This is a genomic window from Psychromonas aquatilis (assembly GCF_038155185.1).
Lineage (GTDB): Bacteria > Pseudomonadota > Gammaproteobacteria > Enterobacterales > Psychromonadaceae > Psychromonas > Psychromonas aquatilis.
In genome coordinates, this window is the sequence record NZ_JBAKAZ010000031.1 from 1 (window position 1) to 20,595 (window position 20,595).

The following is a 20,595-nucleotide window of genomic DNA, read 5'->3' on the forward strand; positions in this document are numbered from 1 at the left end:
AATAAGTTATTTTAACAAGTAAAATAGATCAGTTAATTAGTGTGATTGGTATAATTAGTGTGATTGGTATTAGATTGATATAAGATAATCCTGATAAAAAAGGCGCTAAATCATTAGATTTAGCGCCTTTTTTTAATCTATATGAGTAATGAGTCGGAGCCATTACTCAATAAGATTACATAATACGTTGACCTGGTTTTGCACCTGAATCAGGGTTTAAGATATGAATATCTTCTCCGCCAGGGCCTGCCGCTAAAACCATACCTTCTGATAAGCCAAATTTCATTTGACGAGGAGCAAGGTTAGCAACCATAACGGTTAGTTTACCTTCCAAATCTTCAGGTTTGTAAGCCGACTTGATGCCAGCAAATACTGTACGAGTTTCACCGCCTAAATCTAATGTTAATTTTAATAACTTATTGGCTTTAGGCACATGCTCTGCTTTGGCAATCAAGGCAACACGTAAATCAGTTTTGGCAAAAGTATCAAAGTCAATCTCAGGTGCAATTGGCTCTTTATCTAATTCGCTTTGGCTTACTGCTTTTGTCGCCGCAGCAGCTTTTTCTTTTTCCGCTGCATCGGCTGCTGCACTTGCTTTTGAAGACTCAACCATTGCTTCAACGTGTTTAGGGTCGATACGTTGGAACAGTGCTTTAAACTTATTAATTTGGTGACCAGCTAATGGCGTGTTAATACTGTCCCACGTTAATGTTTCATTTAAGAAAGCTTCACTACGCTCAGTTAACTTAGGCATAATTGGCTTGAGGTAAGTTATCAATACACGGAACAGATTAATACCCATTGAACAGATATCTTGAACTTCTGCTTCTTTACCTTCTACTTTCGCTAATGCCCACGGTGCTTTTTCATCGATATATTTATTAGCGATATCAGCTAGCGCCATAATTTCACGAATAGCGCGTGCAAATTCACGCTTCTCAAATTGCTCTGCAATAGAATCGCCTGCAGCAACAAACTCTTGATATAGTGCTGGCTCAGAGACTTCTGAAGATAATTTACCTTCGTATTTTTTAGCAATAAAGCCAGCAGTACGAGATGCTAAGTTAACTAATTTATTAACAACATCAGAGTTAACACGTTGAGAGAAGTCATCTAAGTTAAAGTCTAAATCATCAACGCGTGACGTTAATTTTGCTGCGTAATAATAACGTAAACATTCTGGGTCTAAGTTTTCTAAATAGGTACTTGCTTTGATGAAAGTACCTTTTGATTTAGACATCTTTTCACCGTTTACACTTACATAGCCATGAACATTAACGCCAGTTGGTTTACGGAAACCCGCACCTTCTAACATTGCAGGCCAGAACAAACCATGGAAATTAATAATGTCTTTACCAATGAAGTGATATAGCTCAGCATCGCTGTCTTTAGCCCAGTAATCATCAAAGTTTAGGCCATCAGTACGATCGCATAAATTTTTAAAGCTTCCCATGTAGCCAATAGGAGCATCTAGCCATACGTAGAAGAATTTACCTGGAGCATCTGGGATTTCAAAACCAAAGTAAGGGGCATCACGTGTGATATCCCAAGCTTTTAAGCCACTATCAAACCATTCACCTAATTTGTTTGCGACTTCGCCTTGTAATGCACCAGATTTTGTCCATTCTTGTAACATCGCTTGGAATTGCGGCGCATCAAAAAACAGATTTTCAGTATCTTTCATCACAGGCGTTGCATCAGAAACCACTGATTTTGGATTGATCATTTCAGCAGGGCTATAAGTTGCACCACAAACATCACAGTTGTCACCGTATTGACCTTCTGCTTTACACTTAGGGCACGTTCCTTTTACAAAACGGTCCGGTAAAAACATTTCTTTTTCTGGATCATATAACTGTGAAACCACTTTTTTAGTAATATAACCATTATCACGTAAGGCGATATACATCTGTGAAGACAATGCTTTGTTTTCTTCTGAGTGCGTTGAATGGTAATTATCAAAGCTAATGTTAAAGCCTTCAAAATCTTTTTCATGGTCAGCTTGCACACCTGCAATTAATTCTTCTGGTGTGATGCCCATCTCTTGAGCTTTAAGCATAATGGCTGTGCCATGTGCATCATCAGCACAAACAAAATGAATGTTATTACTACGTAAGCGCTGGAAACGAACCCAGATGTCGGCTTGTATATGCTCAAGCATATGCCCTAAATGAATTGGTCCATTTGCGTAGGGAAGGGCGCAGGTAACAAGGATATTACGATCTTGATTAGCCATTTATTTGATATTCCTTAAATCGAAGCGGATTTTTTTAAGCCTGCAATTCTACCCAAAAAACATCGTAAATCCCACTCTTATCTATATAAGTGAATAATCAAAGCAGGATTGCCAATATTCTAAAATGTAGTTCATTAAAATTGGATTTTATTAAGGGTGATTTATCTCTTTATTTTGATAGACTGGAACATTAAATTTTATGTTGAGAAGCGCCGATGCTGTTTAATAAAAAAAACAATGAACAAAAAGTACTAGATTGCTTAGCACGACTCATTGAGCCTGAGTTATTTGAAAAACTGACCTTACAGTCTCGATTAACAGTGACGAATAAAGGGACTGAAATATCACTTTCATTGCCGTTTTATGCGCCAACTTGGTTAGCACAGTTGCAACAAGATAGTGCCCAACAATTAACAACATTATTGGGCCAAGAGGTATCTTGGAAGGTCAGTTATAAAGTACCGACTTATGAACATAAAAAAGTGGCTAAGCGTAATAATAATATCAAAAACATTATTGCTGTATCTTCAGGTAAAGGAGGTGTGGGCAAATCAACGGTAAGTGTCAATCTTGCTATTGCATTGGCTAAAAATGGCGCCAAAGTTGGGTTATTAGATGCCGATATTTATGGTCCGTCTATGCCAACCATGTTAGGCGAAAAAAGTACCAAATCCACAACGGTAGATGGTAAGTTATTACAGCCTATTTCAGCTCATGGCATTGTTTGTAATAGCATTGGCTTTTTGATTGAAGATAAAGATGCGATGGTTTGGCGCGGCCCAATGGCAAGTAAAGCACTGCAGCAGGTGCTTAATGAAACGGACTGGCCAGCATTAGATTATTTAATTGTTGATATGCCGCCAGGGACTGGTGATATTCAATTAACCATGTCACAAAATGTAGCTTTAACCAGTGCAATTGTTGTGACAACACCACAGGATGTCGCTTTAATCGATGCGCAAAAAGGCATTACTATGTTTGACAAAGTAGATGTGAATGTTGCTGGGTTAATTGAAAATATGAGTGTTTACTCTTGTGCTAGTTGTGGTCATCAAGAAGCCATTTTTGGTACTGGCGGTGGTAAAAAACTAGCTGAAAATCAGGGGCTTCCATTTTTGGGCGACTTACCTTTGCACATAAGTTACCGTGAAGATACTGATACTGGGTATCCTACAGTTGCTCGCGATGTGCACTCTCACTTAGTTTCACCATATCTGACGATTGCAGAAAGTCTGGCTATTAATCTTTATAAAAATTTAAAAGCAACGATTGAACAAATTAATATTACAGAAGTGAAATAGTCGTTAATAAACCATCTTGGTAGGGACACGCAATGGCAGCAATAAAATTTTCTGAACAGCAAAAAAATGAGATTGTTGAAGCTATACAAACATATTTTGAAAAAGAGTTGGACCAAGATATTGGTCAGTTTGATGCGGAGTTTTTATACCAATTATATTAAATAAGTGATCTAAATTTTGCGCAGGAAAAATAACTGAGTTCAAGGCATAATTTGAGTTAAATAGTTGTTCTATTTGCGAAAATTACAACGAAGAAATAAGTTATTTTAACAAGTAAAATAGATCAGTTAATTAGTGTGATTGGTATTATTAGACTTTTTCAGCGAAAAGGTCGGTCCCTATTATTATAACCAAGGTTTAAATGATGCGAGGGCGATATTAGATGATAAACTCGATACGATTACAGAATCATTTTACGAATTAGAGAAAATCACAGAGTTCGATTAATTACATTTTATTATTTACACCTTAAGAAGAGAATTATGTCAAATAGATCGTTAATTGATGAATTAACACAGGCGTTACAATGTTTACCAAGTGTTGGCCCGAAATCAGCGCAGCGTATGGTTTATCATCTATTAGATAAAAATCGTAATGGCGCACTTAAATTAAGTGATGTATTAGCTCGAGCAGTGACTGAAATCGGTCATTGTCAGCAGTGTCGAACTTTTACTGAAGAAGATCTATGCTCTATTTGTAGTAATCAAAAGCGCAACGACAACGGAGCAATTTGTATTGTAGAGATGCCCGTTGATGTTGTGGCTATTGAGCAAACCGCTTTATTTTCAGGGACGTACTTTGTTTTAATGGGGCACCTTTCACCTTTAGATGGTGTTGGTCCTGAGCAATTAGGTTTAAATCTATTAGAGCAACAGATGCAAAAAGGTAATATTAACGAAGTGATTTTAGCAACCAACCCTACGGTTGAAGGGGAGGCGACGGCTTATTATATTGCTGAAATGGCGAGAAAATATGAAATTCAAGTGAGTCGCATTGCGCATGGTGTGCCTGTGGGAGGTGAGCTTGAGTTTGTTGATAGCACGACCTTATCACATTCATTTACAGGACGTTCTTTTCTATAAAAAGCTAAGCAAGCCCCGAGTTATAGAAAACTCAGTGCTACAAGATTCAAGTGAATAAAATAAGAAAGCCAGATTCAATAATATGAGTCTGGCTTTTTTTATGGTCAATTAGCGTAATAATACCAATCACACTAATTAACTGATCTATTTTACTTGTTAAAATAACTTATTTCTTCGTTGTAATTTTCGCAAATAGAACAACTATTCAACTCAAATTACGCCTTAAACTAAGTCATTTTTTCTGCGTAAAATTTAGAACACTTATTTAATATAATTGGTATAAAAACTATCTTTTAGTTTTTGGGCCTGTGTTAGTGACAAACTTTTTAGGCCCTGCATTTTTACCTCTTGGTTTTACAGAGGCTTTAGCTTTAGGCTTACTAGTGTTAAATCCACTCTTAGCAGCTTGTTTAGTCGCTTTAAATTGACCTAATCCAGTGTTTTTACTTAATGCGATTTGTCCTGGCTTACCTGCTTTACCTTTATGACGCGCTTTTTTAGCAGCCAACATTTCATTACGCGTTTCTTTTGGTACCAAACACGTTGCTTTACTACCAATTAAGGTTTCTAATCCCATTTTGATTAAGGCTTCGCGAATGATTGGCCAGTTAGCCGGATCATGATAACGCAATATCGCTTTATGTAGTCGACGTTGAATCGTGCCCTTTGGAATGGAGACTGATTCACTATTTCGTTTTACATTACGCAGTGAATTGATTTCTGTGTGATATAGCGTTGTTGCATTTGCTAATGGCGACGGATAAAAGTTTTGTACTTGATCTAGTTTAAAGTTATTTTCTTTTAACCACATTGCTAGATTGATCATGTCCATATCCGTTGTGCCAGGGTGCGCTGAAATAAAGTATGGGATCAAGTATTGTTTTTTACCGGCTACCTTAGAGTAATGATCAAATAACTCTTTAAATTTATCGTAGCTGCCCATACCAGGCTTCATCATTTTATTTAATGGGCCTTCTTCAGTATGTTCTGGTGCTATTTTCAAATAACCGCCAACATGATGCGTTGCCAATTCTTTAATGTAATCTGGATCTTCAATGGCTAGGTCATAACGTACACCTGAGGCAATCAATACTTTTTTAATGCCAGGCACTCTTCGTGCTGCTCGGTAAAGCTCTATTGTTGGGGTATGGTCTGTATCTAGGTGACCACAAATAGTTGGCCATACACAAGAAGGTTTACGACAAGTCGCTTCGGCTTTCTCACTCTTACAGCGTAACTTATACATATTTGCTGTTGGACCACCAAGATCTGAAATGACGCCAGTAAACCCTGGTACTTTGAGCTTGATGTCTTCAATTTCATTGATAATAGATTCTTGTGAACGACTTTGTATGATGCGGCCTTCATGCTCTGTAATACTACAGAAAGTACAGCCACCAAAACATCCTCTCATGATATTGATAGAGGTTTTTATCATGTCATAAGCAGGTATTTTTGCATCGCCGTAACTTGGATGTGGAACGCGTGCATAAGGTAACCCAAAGACACCATCCATTTCACTTTCTTCTAATGGCGTCGCAGGCGGATTTAGCCAAATAGCGCGATTACCATGCTTTTGCATTAATGCTTTAGCTGAAGTTGGATTTACTTCTTGATGGAAAATACGCGATGCATGTGCGTACAGTATTTTATTATCTCTTACTTGCTCGAAAGTAGGTAAGTTAATATAGGTTGTTGACCACGCTTTCGCTTTTTCGATCCACCTTTTTTCACGCTCTTCTTGCGGCGTGCTTTTGTGCGGCGTCATCTGAATAACTTGTGCTGTTTTTGTCACATCTGATGCTTCATCAACAACGTCTTCATCTTTTGCTGTATCACACTTCTCTGTTAGGTCTTGATAAGGACTCGGGATTGGATCTATTTTTCCCGGCTTATCGACGCTACGTGAATCGATACCTGTCCAACCTGGCAGGGCACTGTTGGTTAAAAAGGCACTACCGCGAACATCGGTAATGGTTTTAACGTCTTCACCTTGTGCAATACGATGTGAAATTTCAATTAATGGGCGTTCTGCATTACCATAAATTAACAGGTCTGCTTTTGAATCGAATAATACCGATTGACGGACTTTGTCTGACCAATAATCATAATGGGCAATACGGCGTAAACTCGCTTCAATACCACCAATAATGATTGGTACACCTTTATAAGCTTCTTTACAACGTTGTGTGTAAGCCGTCACCGCACGATCAGGGCGTTTACCACCTTCATCATTTGGTGTGTAAGCATCATCGTGTCGTAGTCTTCTTTCTGCGGTATAACGATTGATCATTGAGTCCATATTACCGGCAGTCACACCAAAATATAAATTAGGTTTGCCTAACTGCATAAATGCATCTTTTGAATGCCAATCAGGTTGCGCGATAATACCTACTCTGAAGCCTTGTACTTCAAGCATACGGCCGATCACTGCCATTCCGAAACTAGGGTGATCAACATAAGCATCACCGGTTACTAAGATAATATCGCAACTATCCCAGCCAAGTTGCTTCATCTCTTTACGAGACATAGGTAAAAACGGAGCTGCCTTAAAGGAAGAGTCATCTCTGTATTTTGGGTATGAAAATAAATCGCGATCTTTGGGGGTAGTTATTGGCTTCAAGAAAAATAATCTCTAGTATTGGAATGTTAAATTGTGTGTATTGTACCATACACTTTAATAAAGTCGCTTCTTGTCGTTAACAAACAAGCGGGTTAATCAATTGAACTTGAAAATCAATCGATTAACCATTGTGCAAGAGGGGATTAAGCAAGTGGATCAGCAAGTTTTGCAATTAATTGGCGTGATTCAGGCTTCACAGAAGATAGCATCACATCAATAACATCGCCTAGTTGTAGTTCAACATTACCTGCCACTTTAACGACACCTTCTTCACGACAACATTCTACTTTCTTATTATCTGAGGTTGGTTTACTGAGTAAACTATTTGGAATAAAGAAGGTTGCTCCATTCTCTTGAACACGTACTCGACAACCGGCTTTAACAATATCAAATATTTCTGCTTTATAGCGCCAGTCCGCGTCTTCCTGATCTTTTAAGTAGTTGCAATAAAGTAGATTATTAACATCGCGCTCAGCCATACGTTGTGCTTTACGTGCTTCGTTTAAATGTACGCCGATATCAGCTGCAACAGGCGTAGCTTGTTGATTTGTTAAAACAGACTTTATTAAACGATGGTTAATCAAATCGCCATATTTACGAATAGGAGACGTCCAGGTCGCGTAATGCTTAACGCCCATGGTAAAGTGTGGTGCTGGGGCTGCTGAAGTGTCCGCATAAGAAAGTAAACGGCGTAGACGATGGTCTAAGTAGGCATTATTTAGTAATGCAACTTGTTGACGCATAGCAACATAACCCGATAAGGTAGCAAGCGATGCCGAGTCGGTTTTAATGTTATAATCTGCTAGTAACTTAACTGCTTTTTCTAAGCGGTCAGAAGCAATACCAGAATGAACATTAAATACACCTTGTTTCTTGTGTTTTGCTAAAAAATCACCAGCGCATACATTGGCTACAATCATCGACTCTTCAACTAAGCGATTGGCTGTGCGGCGAGGTTCGCAGAGAATTTCGTAAACCTCTCCTTTATTATTTAGCTTTAATGTGTAATCAGGTTGATTTTTCATCACAATGGTATTTTTACAGCGCCATTGGTGACGAACCTCAGTCGCGTTATCTAAAGTATGTAAAAGCTGACTCAACTCTTTATTAGGCTTCCACTGTTGTTCATTCAATTCTTCATTTTCAAGAAAATTGGAAACATCATGATAGTTAAGGCGGTAGTGGGATTTTATCCAAGCCGCAAAAAACTCAGGCTCACCTATAATTTCGCCATTGCTTGCAATTTGTATTGAACAACAAATAGTGGCTCTTTTTTCACCTTCTTTTAGTGAACAGAGACTGTCACTTAAGTCACGTGGTAACATTGGTACATTAAAGTTCGGAAGATAAAGAGTAAATGAACGTTTATAAGCCTCTTTATCTAAATCGGTCATTTCAGGGACGTAAGCCGAAGGGTCTGAAATAGCAACGGTTAATGTCCAGCCTTGAGGGTTCTCCTCGACAAATAAGGCATCATCCATATCTTGAGTATTAACACCATCAATAGTGAAGAAAGGCACTTTAGTAAGATCTTTGCGCTCAAGCTCAGGGTCGGTTACTTGCCATGGGTGATCAAATTCAGGGGCTTTATTAGGAAGCTTATGATTAGCAACTGCGATCAAACGGTAGGCAAATGGGTCATTATGCTCAGCAATTTTTTCAGTCACTTCAACTAGAAAGCCATTGCCCTCTAATGCGTGAGTTAATAACTTTACATTAACCCAATCCCCATCATGGTAACCTTTGTTGGCTAGTTGCATTGCTCCTTTAATTTTAAAGAAACCTTGGATAAGAGGGTTGTTTGCTTTAATCGATACGCGTTTAGGACTGATTGATATTTGGGCTACAAAATCAGTGATCTCTGTTTGCTTTAATTCGACTGGCTCTGCAGATGACTTATCACCGTTTTCCTGAATTGTTGCACTTATACGATCCCCGTGTAGTACCTTTTTCATCTCACTGGGTGCGATAAAAAAGCGTTTACCTTTATCGGTCTCTAGAAAGCCAAATCCACGATCAGATGCTTTAACAATACCGGTCCGCTTTGGCGTATTGGCCTTCATTGTTTGTTTAAGTTGGTTTAATAATGGATTGTCTTGAAACATGCTGTGAAACCTTCAATGGATAACTAAAACGCTTAAAAACAACAAAAGCGTTAATATTGATTAACTTGTGATGGGATAGTAAAGGTGATTGGCTTTTAATTAAAGGTTGAACTGCTGATATTTGAAAAAATCACTTAATTTAAAAATAATTTAAAATAAATGAAAAAAAGGCTTGGCTTTTTTCTTAATTTGTTTATTATACGCCTCGTTCTGCGGAGGGGTGGCAGAGCGGCTGAATGCACTGGTCTTGAAAACCAGCGAGGGTTAATAGCTCTCCGAGAGTTCAAATCTCTCCTCCTCCGCCACATTTAGAAAAAAGGCTTCTCATTGAGAAGCCTTTTTTCGTTTTAAAAGATTATTTTCTTATTGCGGTTGTTAAACGCTTCATGATGCTTTTTTAAGTCGCTAGACTTAGTTCCTATTGAAATCAATTTATCTTCGCTTATTGTTTTTATATTATTAATCATAAAAATAATCGCTAATCATGCCGACCTCTATACAAACAATCCTCTTCTATTTTTATAGCTCATTTCATTTTTAATCTCTGTAAATATTTTTTGGCATGTCTTTATTTTTATCATGTGTTTATTTTTATATTACCGTGTTTCTGCTTTGTTGTTTTTACTTTATCAAAATGAAGTCTGTGTTTTTAATCCATAAATGATTTGTTTTTCAACAAAGTGATTATAAATGAAGCACTTGATTGCATAATGTAAAAAAAAGCTTGGCTTTTATTTTTAGCTGTATAATATACGCCTCGTTCTGCGGAGGGGTGGCAGAGCGGCTGAATGCACTGGTCTTGAAAACCAGCGAGGGTTAATAGCTCTCCGAGAGTTCAAATCTCTCCTCCTCCGCCACATTTAGAAAAAGGGCTTCTCATTTGAGAGGCCCTTTTTTGTATCTGCTATACCTACTGTTACTTTTCTTGCTATTTTTTCTACTTACATACAATAATGAAATATCAAAACGACCTGATTTTTATTTAGGCTACTTGGTTTTCAAGTTGTATTAATTGTCTAGCCTCTTAAAATCACCAAAACACCATTCATTTAAGGATAAAATATGAAAAGGTTGATACACCCATTACTTTTGCTTGCTCTTACCTTATCGCCAATGTTGGCAGCTTCTGAGCAATCTGTCGAAGCCTTAATCAAACGTATGCCAGCAGGTAAGTTGACGGAGAATATTTTATTTTTAAACGATCAAGATAGGCGCATTGCGTTTACTCATTTTGATCAGCTGGTTCCCACTCGTTTATTACCTGCATCCTCACACCCATACCCTCTACAAGATCACGCAGATCCCGCACTTAAAAAATTAACTTACAGCGTTGAGGGGAAAACATTTTCCATAGAGGAGTTGCTTCAACAAAAAGAGTTGATGGGCATGATTGTTGTTAAAGGCGATAACATCTTATTGGAGCATTATGCCGAAGATCATTCGCCAGAAAGCGTATGGGTTTCTTTTTCTATAACTAAATCCTTTAATGCAACATTGATTGGCGCTGCCATCAAAGATGGTTACATCGTTAGTCTTGACGATACAGTAGCAGATTATTTACCACGCTTAAAAGGAAGTGACTACGGGAAGTCAACTATTCGACACATTTTACAAATGGCATCAGGCATTGCCTGGAATGAAGATTACTCAGATCCCGAGTCAGATGTTGCAAAAGCGGGGGCTTTGCAAGGTGTCGCATTGACGCGTTATCTGAGTAAGTTAAAGCGAGTACATCCAGCAGGAGAAGTTTTTAATTATAATACTGCTGAGGCAAATTTGATTGGTGAAATCCTACGCTCAGCGATTGGTAACAGCGCAACAGCTTATATGAATGCTAAAATATGGAAGCAATTTGGTATGGAGCACGATGCAAATTGGATGCTGAATGAAGTCGATGGTCAGGAAACCGGAGGATGTTGTATTAGTGCAACATTACGTGACTATGCTCGCCTTGGTATATTTGCTAAACGTAAAGGAGAGCTGCCTTCAGGTGAAAATATTTTACCAGCTGGGTGGATGGAGATGGCAACGGCCGCTTCTAGTGTGGAGCCCCATTATGGTTACCAATGGTGGATTAAAAAAGACGGTGCTTATGCTGCCGCTGGTATCTTTGGACAAATGATTTATGTGCATCCCAAAAGCGATCTCGTGATTGCTATTCAAAGTAATGCCTCTGCTGCTGTGGCGACTGAATACCATAAAAATTATCAAGCTGCAGCAGATGCCATTGCCCAATATTATACAGGTCAGTAAATTAATCTCTGATTTAAAAAGTTGATGGAAAGATCTTATGAATAAAAAAGTTGCCATGAGTGGGCTGTTAATTATTGCATTATTATTATCGGTATTTCGTCCTCTTGATAAATATGCTGAAAATTATATTGAAGAGAATATTGTTTCTGCACTGCTCACTTATGGTGCTGCACGAGCCATTAACTCTGGTATTTCCGTGGTAAAAGAGATTGAGTTTTCCATTAGTGTTGGAGCAGGCGTAAATGCAACTCCTGGTGCCGCATTAGATCCCTTAGATGATTTGATTGAGCGTTTTTCTTGGGTGGTGATGATGGCGATTACCTCATTAGGAATTCAGAAATTATTATTAGCGATATTAGGTTCACAGTTGGCGACGGTAGCGTTTGCAATAGTGGCTTTTATCTATTTATTTTCATTGTGGAGAAGCAAAGGTAAGCCAGCAACTTTATTAACCCAATCATTGTGTATTGTTTTGTTTGTGCGTTTTGAATTTGTGTTTGTACTATTAACAAATTACCTAATAGAAGAAGCGTTTATTGAGGAAAGTAAACAACAGTCTATTCATAATATTCAAATGTCACCCATTGCCACTGATTATGAAAACCTAAAGCTTGATACACAAAATATCCCCGAGGAAGAGGGAATATTAGACTCCTTGAAACGCAAGTTTTCAGCTGTTTCTGATTCAGTTGCAAGTAAAATGGAAAGTATTAAAGTGTTGACCGAAGCCGTCACAGAAGCGTTAGAAGATATTTTACATTTGATAGCTATCTTTATTCTACAAACAATTATTTTACCTATAGCTCTATTATGGACCTTATATAAAGCCACACTTATGTTGTTTGCATATTTTAGAAAACTGGAAAAAGAATAGAGATAAATTAAGGGCTGGTTACTTTATTGCAGTTCAGGCTATGTTATTGATTGCTAATAATTGGACTGCGCTTAATTAATGATTTGATTTAATCTTTACTTGCACATAATTGCTAAGGAGTTACTCATTTCATACAAAGCATTGTGATGACTTCTTTGATGATTATGCTGAGCTATTTTCGCATAGATTTAATTCTTCAAGATAGAAGCTGCATTCAACTGCTAAGCGAAGAGAAAATAGAGTGGTAAAGCGAATATAAAAACACCGAATGCTGGGCATTCGGTGTTAATTTAATCTACTTAATTATTTTAAGCGGCATTAACGTATTAAAGCTCTTTATACTTTTCAAACACTACGTGTGAGTATGCACCTACTGGTTCTTTAGTGATCACTGGTGCTGAGTCACTGCCTAATAAAATATCAACAGTACGTTGATAAGCGTTAGGATCTAAGTAACCAAGGCCTTCGCCTTTACCCAGTAATTTTGCAACTTCGGTCATCATACGTGTTTGATGATGCTCTGTTTGCGCGCCAGTATCATCGTACTCTAGAACGATCATTGCTGCTTCTTTAGGGTTTTCTGCTGCCCATTTCCAACCTTTCAATGAGGCTTTTAGAAACTTAGCATAAGACTCAACTTTTTTATCATCAGCTAAATCTTCCTCTAAAACGTATAATCCATCTTCTAGTGTTGCTACGCCTTCATCCTCATATTTAAATAACACAAGCTCTTCTGGTGTTAAGCCACCATCCATAATTTGACCATATTCATTATAAGTCATAGTAGAAACACAGTCAGCTTGGCCTTGGAAAATAGGGTCAACATTAAAGCCTTGTTTAAGGACTGTGACACCATCTTCACCACCAGTTGTTGGGTAATTTAATTTAGACATCCAACTTAAGAAAGGGTATTCATTACCAAAGAACCAGACGCCCAATGTTTTGCCTTTAAAGTCATCAGAGGTTTTGATCTCGCTTGATTTTAAACAAGTTAACATCATTCCAGATTTTTCATATACCTGAGCAATGTTAACTAAAGGTAATCCTTTTTCACGTGTGGCTAGAGCAGAAGGTAGCCAGTCGACAATCACATCTGCACCGCCGCCAGCTAAAACTTGGGCAGGGGCGATATCTGGGCCGCCCGGTTTAATTGTTAAATCAATGCCTTCATCCTTATAGAAGCCATTTTCTAACGCGGCGTAGTAGCCCGCAAATTGTGCCTGTGTAACCCATTTTAATTGCAATGTCATTTTCTCTGCTGCACTAAGGCTAAAGCTTGACGCTAATAGCGTTGCACTGGTTGCGATGGTTAATAATGTCTTTTTCATAGTATTGTCCTTTTTCTATTGATAAAGTTGGTTATGCACATCTTACGGTTTTAGGTCTTATTAACTGCTTCTTCCTCCTCGGTATGACGGGTGCCAAAACAGTAATGATCTTTCTAATAAGGCAAGCGCCCCATAACTTAATGAACCTGCAATACCTGCAACAACAATCGTTGCCCATACTAAGTCCATATTCATTCGACCTACCTCAGTCGAAATTCTGAATCCCATGCCAACAATTGGCGTCCCAAAAAATTCTGCAACAATCGCACCGATTAAAGCTAAAGCCGAGTTCAGCTTTAATGCATTAAAGATAAAAGGCAGTGCATGGGGTAATTGGTTTTTGAAGAAAATCTGTGACTTTTTAGCCGCGTAGGTATGCATTAAATCTTTATGTAGTGCATCCGTTGACTGTAATCCGGTTAACGTATTAATGAACATAGGGAAGAAGGTCATGATCACGATCACTGCGGCTTTTGATTGCCAATCAAAACCAAACCACATCACCATAATAGGGGCGATACCTACAATCGGAATAGCCGACATAAAGTTACCTAACGGTATTAACCCATCTCGTAATAGTTTGCTTTTAACGGCCCACTGCGCAACGATAAAACCGGAGAAACAACCAATAACATAGCCCGCTAATACCGCTTTTAAATACGTTTGTTTAAAGTCGGCCCAAAGCATCGGGATATTATTAATAAAGGCGTCAAAGATGTTACTCGGTGCCGGCATCAGAACTGGAGAAACAGCATACCCTTTAATAATACTCTCCCAAGTCAGTACTAACATAAATGCAAATAAGCTTGGGATTATCGGTTTAACTATTGTGTATTGATTTTCAATGGTGGTCAGTTTCGCCAATAGTTTAGCCATACTATAAAGCGAGACAATTAAAAGCAGTATAAGTAATGGATTGCTTTGATAAAAGCCAATATCACTACTACTAACCAAGAATAATTGTAATAAGATTAATGCGGTATAAATAAAGTTTTTGAATGTATTAGGCATTGGTTAGCTCTCCTCTTCGGCGCAGTAATACTTTTTCGGCGAGACCGACTAGCCACACTAAAATAGAGCCAAGCAGTGCGGCGACAATTAATGCCGACCAAATTTGTTCTGTTTGACCGTAATAAGAGCCACTTAATAGACGAGCACCTAGCCCTCCTTGCGCCCCTGTTGGTAACTCAGCGACAATGGCACCCACCAATGCAGCGGCAATCGCCACTTTTAGACTGGCAAACAAATAAGGCTGTGCTGAATACCAGCGTAACTTCCAAAATACATCTTTAGCACTGGCGCTGTAGGTATGCATTAACTCTTCATGTAATCTATCTGAAGAGCGTAATCCTTTCACCATGGCAATAGTGACGGGGAAAAAAGAAAGGTACATAGAAATAATCGCTTTAGGGATTAGGCCAGTGATATTTACCGCTCCCAACACAACCACTATCATTGGCGCAATTGCTAGAATTGGTATCGTTTGTGAGGCGATAACCCAAGGCATAAAGCTTGATTCCAATGTTTTGTTATGAACAATGCCAATGGCAATTAAAATGCCTAACATAGCGCCAAATATAAAACCTAACAAGGTTGAATTCAGGGTAATTTGCGCATGGTAAATAAGCGATCTTTTTGAGGTGATCGAACGTTCAAAAATTGATTTAGAAAGCTCCGCTGCCACCTGATGTGGGGCAGGTAACATAGGGCGTTTCACTTCATAAGCTTGAGATATTATTTGTGAATAAGTCCAATCTTGGTTTTTGCGTTCTAAATTATGAATTAATTGATTACCGTTCATAATTAATGCTGCCAGGTACCAAATTGCAATGATGATGGTTAGTAAACCAACAAAAGATACTATTTTTTGCTTCATGATTGTCTACTCCTTTAGACGGAACTCTAATCGATAGCATGCTCGTGCGCTAAAGCAGAACGGATTTCACTAGCAAGAGCATGGAACTCAGGTTGATCACGAAGTGCTAATGTTTTTAGCCTTGGTAATGGGCTTTCAATGACTTTCATAATTCGACCTGGTCGAGGCGACATCACTACAATATGTGTTGATAACAATACTGCTTCATCAATTGAGTGAGTGACAAATACCACGGTTTTTTGGGTTTCACTCCAAATCCTCAATAGCTCCATATTCATATGATCACGTGTAATCTCATCCAATGCGCCAAAGGGCTCATCCATTAGTAATAGGTCTGGGTTGAGGCACAGTGCGCGAGCGATTGAGGCACGCTGTTGCATGCCACCAGAAAGCTGCCAAGGGAATTTTTTATGAAAGTCTTGTAGGCCAACCATTTTTAGATACTTATCTATTTGATTGCTCTGGTGCTCTTTAGATTGTTTAGATATTTCCATTGGTAGCGCGCAGTTTTGTTCAATGTTACGCCAAGGTAATAACGCTGGGGCTTGGAAAACATACCCATATAAACGATTTAAACGTGCATCTTCGGCATCGGTGCCGTTAACTTTTAAGGTCCCCGAAGTTGGTCGTTCTAGATCTGCAATCACCCTTAATAGGGTTGTTTTACCGCAACCAGAAGGGCCAATGAAAGAGACAAAGTCACCGCTCTTAATCGTTAAGTTAATATCTGATAACGCATGAACATCACCATCTTTACTTGGAAAAATTAATGATAGGTTATCGATATTAATCATTTCACGTTGTGATTTACTTTTTGTCGCGAGTTGATCGCTATTACTCAATGTTGTTGGTTGTTGTGCTACTGGCATATGACCTCTCTCTTCCTTGTGCATGACACTCTATAAGGTATTGCTTTTATTGTTATGGTTATCGTTCAACTTGATAGGGGCCATATTCTTCATTGTATTTTTCAACAGCATCAAATATGGTCGGGAAAGCAGGGCGTTTAATATATCGTCCAGCACCCTCTACAACATTTAATTTCCCATCTTTAAAGACTACATTACCTTGGCTAATAGTGATCCATGGGCTCCCTTTAACAGTCCGTCCTTCAAAAATGTTAAAGTCAATTTTTTGGTGATGTGTTTTCGCTGATAAAGTATGTTCTTTTGTACTATCCCAAATCACTAAATCAGCATCAGAGCCAACAGCAATAGCCCCTTTTTGAGGATAAATATTGAATATTTTTGCTGTATTTGTTGATGTCACAGCAACAAATTCATTTTCTGTCAGACGACCTTTATTAACGCCAGAATCCCAGAGCACCATTAATCTGTCTTCAACGCCCGCAGTACCGTTAGGTATCTGTGTAAAATTATCTTTCCCCATGGCTTTTTGATCTTCACAGAAACAACAATGATCGGTTGCTGTTGTTTGCACTGTGCCACCTTGTAATGCTTTCCATAAAGCTTCTTGGTGTCCTTTAGGTCTAAACGGTGGGCTCATCACATGAGCGGCTGCCGTTGCCCAGTCAGGATTTTTATAAACGCTATCATCTAACTCTAAGTGGCCAGCTAAACACTCACCATAGACACGTTGCCCTTCGGATTTTGCTCGCGCAATTTCATCAATTGCCTCTTTACAGGAAACATGAACTAAGTACAAAGGGATACCAATTGACTGTGCAATTCGGATCGCTCGGTTTGAGGCTTCGCCTTCTACTTCAGGTGGTCTAGATTGAGGATGAGCCTCTGGGCCTGTAATACCTGCGCTGAGCATTTTTTGTTGTAAATGATGTACTAACTCGCCGTTTTCGGCATGCACTGTTGGCATTGCGCCTAATTCTAAACAGCGGCTAAAACTATTTACGAGGGTTTCATCTTCCGCCATGATCGCATTTTTGTAGGCCATAAAGTGTTTGAAGCTGTTGACGCCTTCTTGTTCGACTAGTGTTGCCATATCTTGAGAGACAGATTCATCCCACCAAGTAACAGCTACATGAAAAGAGTAATCAGCCACAGAGCGAGATGCCCATTCTTTCCAAGTATTAAAGGCTTCCATTAAAGGTTGCTGAGGACTTGGAATAACAAAGTCGATAATCATTGTAGTTCCGCCAGCTAAACCAGCGGAAGTACCAGAATAAAAGTCTTCACTTGCAACTGTTCCCATGAATGGCAATTGCATATGTGTGTGCGGGTCAATGCCGCCTGGCATGACTAATTTACCCGTCGCATCAATCACCTCTGCATCAGATGGAACATCCAGATCATGACCTATTGCTTTGATTAAACCATTTTCACAATATACATCTGCCATGATGCTCTGGTCTGCATTGACCAATTTGCCACCTTTTATTAATAAACTCATTGTGATTATCTCCTTGGTGTTAGTAATTTTATTGTCAGTTAGTTAAGGGATTGCAATTACCAAGCCAATATACAACTTGTTGACCAACTGGACTGCTTTTTTCCTTTAAAGGGCTAAAACCCTGATCTTAGCTTGGTGTTAATTACCTGGCTTCTTAATTGTGTTGAGGTGTTTTTGTGTGACTTTGAGCAATTGCAGTGCGATAAATCACTATCGTGGTGCGCAATACTTGAGCGTTTGTTGTTTTTTATTTGAACATATATGCTGATTTTGTTTGATAAGTCCCTATATATAGGTGGGTTAAAATAATTTACATGTTCCTGTCCAGTTGGTCAGTATATTGCATTGCTTTATATGTATTCATCATATCAATCAATTTAATATTTAATGGAGTCAATCATGGAAGCTTTAAAAGTAAATAGCGATCGTCTATGGGACAGTTTGATGGAGATGGCTAAAATTGGCGGCACAGAGAAGGGCGGCTGTTGTCGTTTGGCGGCAACTGATTTGGATAAACAAGGACGTGAGCTTTATATTAAGTGGGCTGAAGAAGCTGGATGTACTGTAAAAGTAGATGCCGTTGGTAACATTATGTGTACCCGACCTGGTGAAGATATGAGTTTGCCACCAGTAGGCTCAGGTAGTCACCTTGATACTCAACCAACAGGTGGGAAGTTTGATGGGGTATATGGGGTGCTCGCTGCTTTAGAAGCGGTGCGTACAATGAATGACAATGATATCAAAACTAAACATCCTATAGAGATCTCTGTCTGGACAAATGAAGAAGGTTCTCGTTTTGCACCTGCAATGATGGGCTCCGGCGTTGTTTCAGGACGTTTTTCTTTAGAGGAAATACTGGATAGTAAAGATGTTGATGGTTTACGCTTGGGTGATGAGTTAGCGCGAATAGGCTTTGCTGGTGATGAACCGGTCACCGGACGCAAGTTCCATGCTTTTTTTGAAACGCATATTGAGCAAGGCCCTTATTTAGAAGCAGAAGAAAAGCAAGTTGGGGTTGTGACCGGAGGGCAAGGTCAGCGTTGGTATAACGCCGTGTTAACAGGCCGAGAATCGCATGCAGGGACAACGCCGATGCATTTACGTAATGATGCACTTATTGCTAGTTCAAAATTAGTATTAAAAGTTGAAGAGATTGCAAAAGCACATCCTCCAGGCTGCGGTACCGTAGGATTTATGCAAGTCATGCCTAATTCTCGTAACACTATCCCAGGTGAAATATCGATGAGTATCGACCTTCGTCATCCTATTGATGAAGAGCTTTCGGCGATGGATGCTGATTTAAAAGCCGCAATTAAAGAAATTGAAGAGAGTGGCCCCAACATTGAATTGGATCCTTTTTGGTATTACGAGCCGATTCACTTTAACCAAGATTGTATTGCAGCAGTCCGTAAAGCGACACAGGATCTTGGTTATAGCCATATGGATATTATTGCTGGCGCTGGTCATGATGCTTGTTATGTTTCGGATTTTGCACCAACTAGCATGGTTTTCACACCTTGTTTAAACGGTATTAGTCATAATGAAATAGAGAGTACTACCCAAGAAGAATGTGAAGGGGGCTGTTCTGTATTATTAAATGCGATGTTAACCATGGCTGAGGTGGTTTAACATATTGAATGCCAAGGAATTAAGCAATTGTCTTTTATTTACAATAGCTTAATTCCACAACCTCTTAATACTAAATGGGTTAATAAATCTGCGCCTGTTTCAAAGTCGTCATCATCTAACTCCTCTTTCCCCATTAAGATACTACTTTGTAAACCATAGTCTGCATAAGCTTGTGTCGAAGACCATATCATAAATAACAAATGTTCAGGGCTGACCGGGTTCATCCATTGCTTGGCTATCCACTCTCTAAAGACCTGGCAAGTCTTTATAAATTGTGTTTTTAAATCTGTTTGTAGTTTCTCTCGTAGAAAAGGGGCACCGTGGAGTAACTCCGAAGCAAAAATACGTGATGCATTTGAGTGGTCCCTAGATTGTTTTATTTTTAATAAAATATAATGGCGCAATGCCTCTCGTGGGTGTTGATCTGCAGTCATTTCTTCCATATCAACCATCCAAATTTTTAGTATTTGGCTTAGTACTTCTTTATATAAGACTTCTTTTGTTTTGAAGTAATAAAGAATATTAGACTTAGGCAGCTTCGCTTGCTCTGCAATCGATGAAATAGTGGTTCCGTTATAACCAAACTCAGCAAAGCGTTGCTCTGCTACCGTTAGGATTAATTGTAAATTCTCTTTACGAATATCTGCTGACTTACGACGTTTTAAGAGATCCTTTCTAACTGTCTTCATTGTAGGCACTCCGCACTTTTATATCGCAACCGCTATCTTCTGGTGCATGATTTATTCTTATATATCAGAATAATCTAAGTGATAATTATTTTCAATAAACTATTGATTAATAATTGAAATTATAACTTAAATTTAATTTCTTATTAAACAAAAACTTAGAGTGATCGAATAATTTTTTTAAACTTGTTGACCTAATGGTCAGCTAGTTGGCTTGTGGATTGCATTATTTTTA

16 protein-coding genes and 2 tRNA genes are annotated in these 20,595 nt (G+C 38.7%); 9 read left to right on the forward strand and 9 right to left on the reverse strand.

The features are described 5' to 3' along the window. Positions 1–175: 175 nt before the first annotated feature. Positions 176–2,236: a methionine--tRNA ligase gene (gene metG, locus V6256_RS09260; protein WP_341597930.1), complete on the reverse strand. Its 2,061-nt coding sequence runs from the start codon at positions 2,234–2,236 to the stop codon at positions 176–178. Positions 2,237–2,451: 215 nt separating this feature from the next. Between metG and apbC the strand changes: the two genes are divergently transcribed. The 4 genes from apbC to recR all read left to right on the forward strand — a co-directional run bounded on the left by apbC (position 2,452) and on the right by recR (position 4,619). After that, positions 2,452–3,537: an iron-sulfur cluster carrier protein ApbC gene (apbC, locus tag V6256_RS09265; protein ID WP_341597931.1), complete on the forward strand. Its 1,086-nt coding sequence runs from the start codon at positions 2,452–2,454 to the stop codon at positions 3,535–3,537. A 32-nt stretch (positions 3,538–3,569) separates the two neighbouring features. Continuing rightward, a complete protein-coding gene (locus V6256_RS09270) occupies positions 3,570–3,698 on the forward strand; it encodes a DUF2164 family protein (RefSeq protein WP_341597932.1) in 129 nt (42 codons plus the stop codon). A gap of 139 nt (positions 3,699–3,837) precedes the next feature. After that, positions 3,838–3,984 (forward strand): DUF2164 family protein, encoded by a 147-nt coding sequence (locus tag V6256_RS09275; RefSeq protein ID WP_341597933.1) that lies wholly within the window; start codon positions 3,838–3,840, stop codon positions 3,982–3,984. Between the two features lie 35 nt (positions 3,985–4,019). Then, on the forward strand, positions 4,020–4,619 hold the full coding sequence (gene recR, locus V6256_RS09280) for a recombination mediator RecR (protein ID WP_341597934.1): 600 nt from the start codon (positions 4,020–4,022) through the stop codon (positions 4,617–4,619). A 286-nt stretch (positions 4,620–4,905) separates the two neighbouring features. Here recR and V6256_RS09285 read toward each other — a convergent pair whose 3' ends face one another. Both V6256_RS09285 and V6256_RS09290 read right to left on the reverse strand, forming a co-directional pair. Beyond that, positions 4,906–7,149, reverse strand: coding sequence for a YgiQ family radical SAM protein (locus tag V6256_RS09285; protein ID WP_341597961.1), 2,244 nt, complete (start codon positions 7,147–7,149; stop codon positions 4,906–4,908). Between the two features lie 236 nt (positions 7,150–7,385). Then, positions 7,386–9,347 carry an exoribonuclease II gene (locus V6256_RS09290; RefSeq protein ID WP_341597935.1) on the reverse strand — a complete coding sequence of 654 codons (1,962 nt, stop codon included), beginning with the start codon at positions 9,345–9,347 and terminating at the stop codon, positions 7,386–7,388. A 214-nt stretch (positions 9,348–9,561) separates the two neighbouring features. Here V6256_RS09290 and V6256_RS09295 point away from each other — a divergent pair. The 4 genes from V6256_RS09295 to V6256_RS09310 all read left to right on the forward strand — a co-directional run bounded on the left by V6256_RS09295 (position 9,562) and on the right by V6256_RS09310 (position 12,474). After that, a tRNA-Ser gene (locus V6256_RS09295) sits at positions 9,562–9,652 on the forward strand. Positions 9,653–10,113: 461 nt separating this feature from the next. After that, positions 10,114–10,204: transfer RNA gene (locus V6256_RS09300), tRNA-Ser, on the forward strand. A gap of 205 nt (positions 10,205–10,409) precedes the next feature. Beyond that, a complete protein-coding gene (locus V6256_RS09305) occupies positions 10,410–11,600 on the forward strand; it encodes a serine hydrolase domain-containing protein (RefSeq protein ID WP_341597936.1) in 1,191 nt (396 codons plus the stop codon). 37 nt (positions 11,601–11,637) lie between these two features. Beyond that, positions 11,638–12,474 carry a hypothetical protein gene (locus V6256_RS09310; RefSeq protein ID WP_341597937.1) on the forward strand — a complete coding sequence of 279 codons (837 nt, stop codon included), beginning with the start codon at positions 11,638–11,640 and terminating at the stop codon, positions 12,472–12,474. Between the two features lie 326 nt (positions 12,475–12,800). Here V6256_RS09310 and V6256_RS09315 read toward each other — a convergent pair whose 3' ends face one another. From V6256_RS09315 to hydA, 5 genes are read right to left on the reverse strand one after another with little or no spacing between them, the layout of a single operon-like run. Then, positions 12,801–13,802: an ABC transporter substrate-binding protein gene (locus V6256_RS09315; RefSeq protein ID WP_341597938.1), complete on the reverse strand. Its 1,002-nt coding sequence runs from the start codon at positions 13,800–13,802 to the stop codon at positions 12,801–12,803. 60 nt (positions 13,803–13,862) lie between these two features. Beyond that, positions 13,863–14,813: an ABC transporter permease gene (locus tag V6256_RS09320; protein WP_341597939.1), complete on the reverse strand. Its 951-nt coding sequence runs from the start codon at positions 14,811–14,813 to the stop codon at positions 13,863–13,865. Then, positions 14,806–15,678 carry an ABC transporter permease gene (locus V6256_RS09325; RefSeq protein ID WP_341597940.1) on the reverse strand — a complete coding sequence of 291 codons (873 nt, stop codon included), beginning with the start codon at positions 15,676–15,678 and terminating at the stop codon, positions 14,806–14,808. Before V6256_RS09325 ends, V6256_RS09320 begins: the two co-directional genes overlap by 8 nt. 26 nt (positions 15,679–15,704) lie before the next feature. Then, positions 15,705–16,547, reverse strand: coding sequence for an ABC transporter ATP-binding protein (locus V6256_RS09330; protein WP_341597941.1), 843 nt, complete (start codon positions 16,545–16,547; stop codon positions 15,705–15,707). Between the two features lie 58 nt (positions 16,548–16,605). Next, positions 16,606–18,045, reverse strand: a complete 1,440-nt coding sequence (gene hydA, locus V6256_RS09335; protein ID WP_341597942.1) for a dihydropyrimidinase — start codon at positions 18,043–18,045, stop codon at positions 16,606–16,608. Between the two features lie 399 nt (positions 18,046–18,444). On the opposite strand from hydA, the gene V6256_RS09340 reads away from it, so the two are divergent. Beyond that, positions 18,445–19,674, forward strand: a complete 1,230-nt coding sequence (locus tag V6256_RS09340) for a Zn-dependent hydrolase (protein ID WP_341597943.1) — start codon at positions 18,445–18,447, stop codon at positions 19,672–19,674. Between the two features lie 38 nt (positions 19,675–19,712). Here the strand turns inward: V6256_RS09340 and V6256_RS09345 are convergent, their stop codons facing one another. Continuing rightward, positions 19,713–20,363 (reverse strand): TetR family transcriptional regulator C-terminal domain-containing protein, encoded by a 651-nt coding sequence (locus tag V6256_RS09345; protein ID WP_341597944.1) that lies wholly within the window; start codon positions 20,361–20,363, stop codon positions 19,713–19,715. Positions 20,364–20,595: the final 232 nt, after the last annotated feature.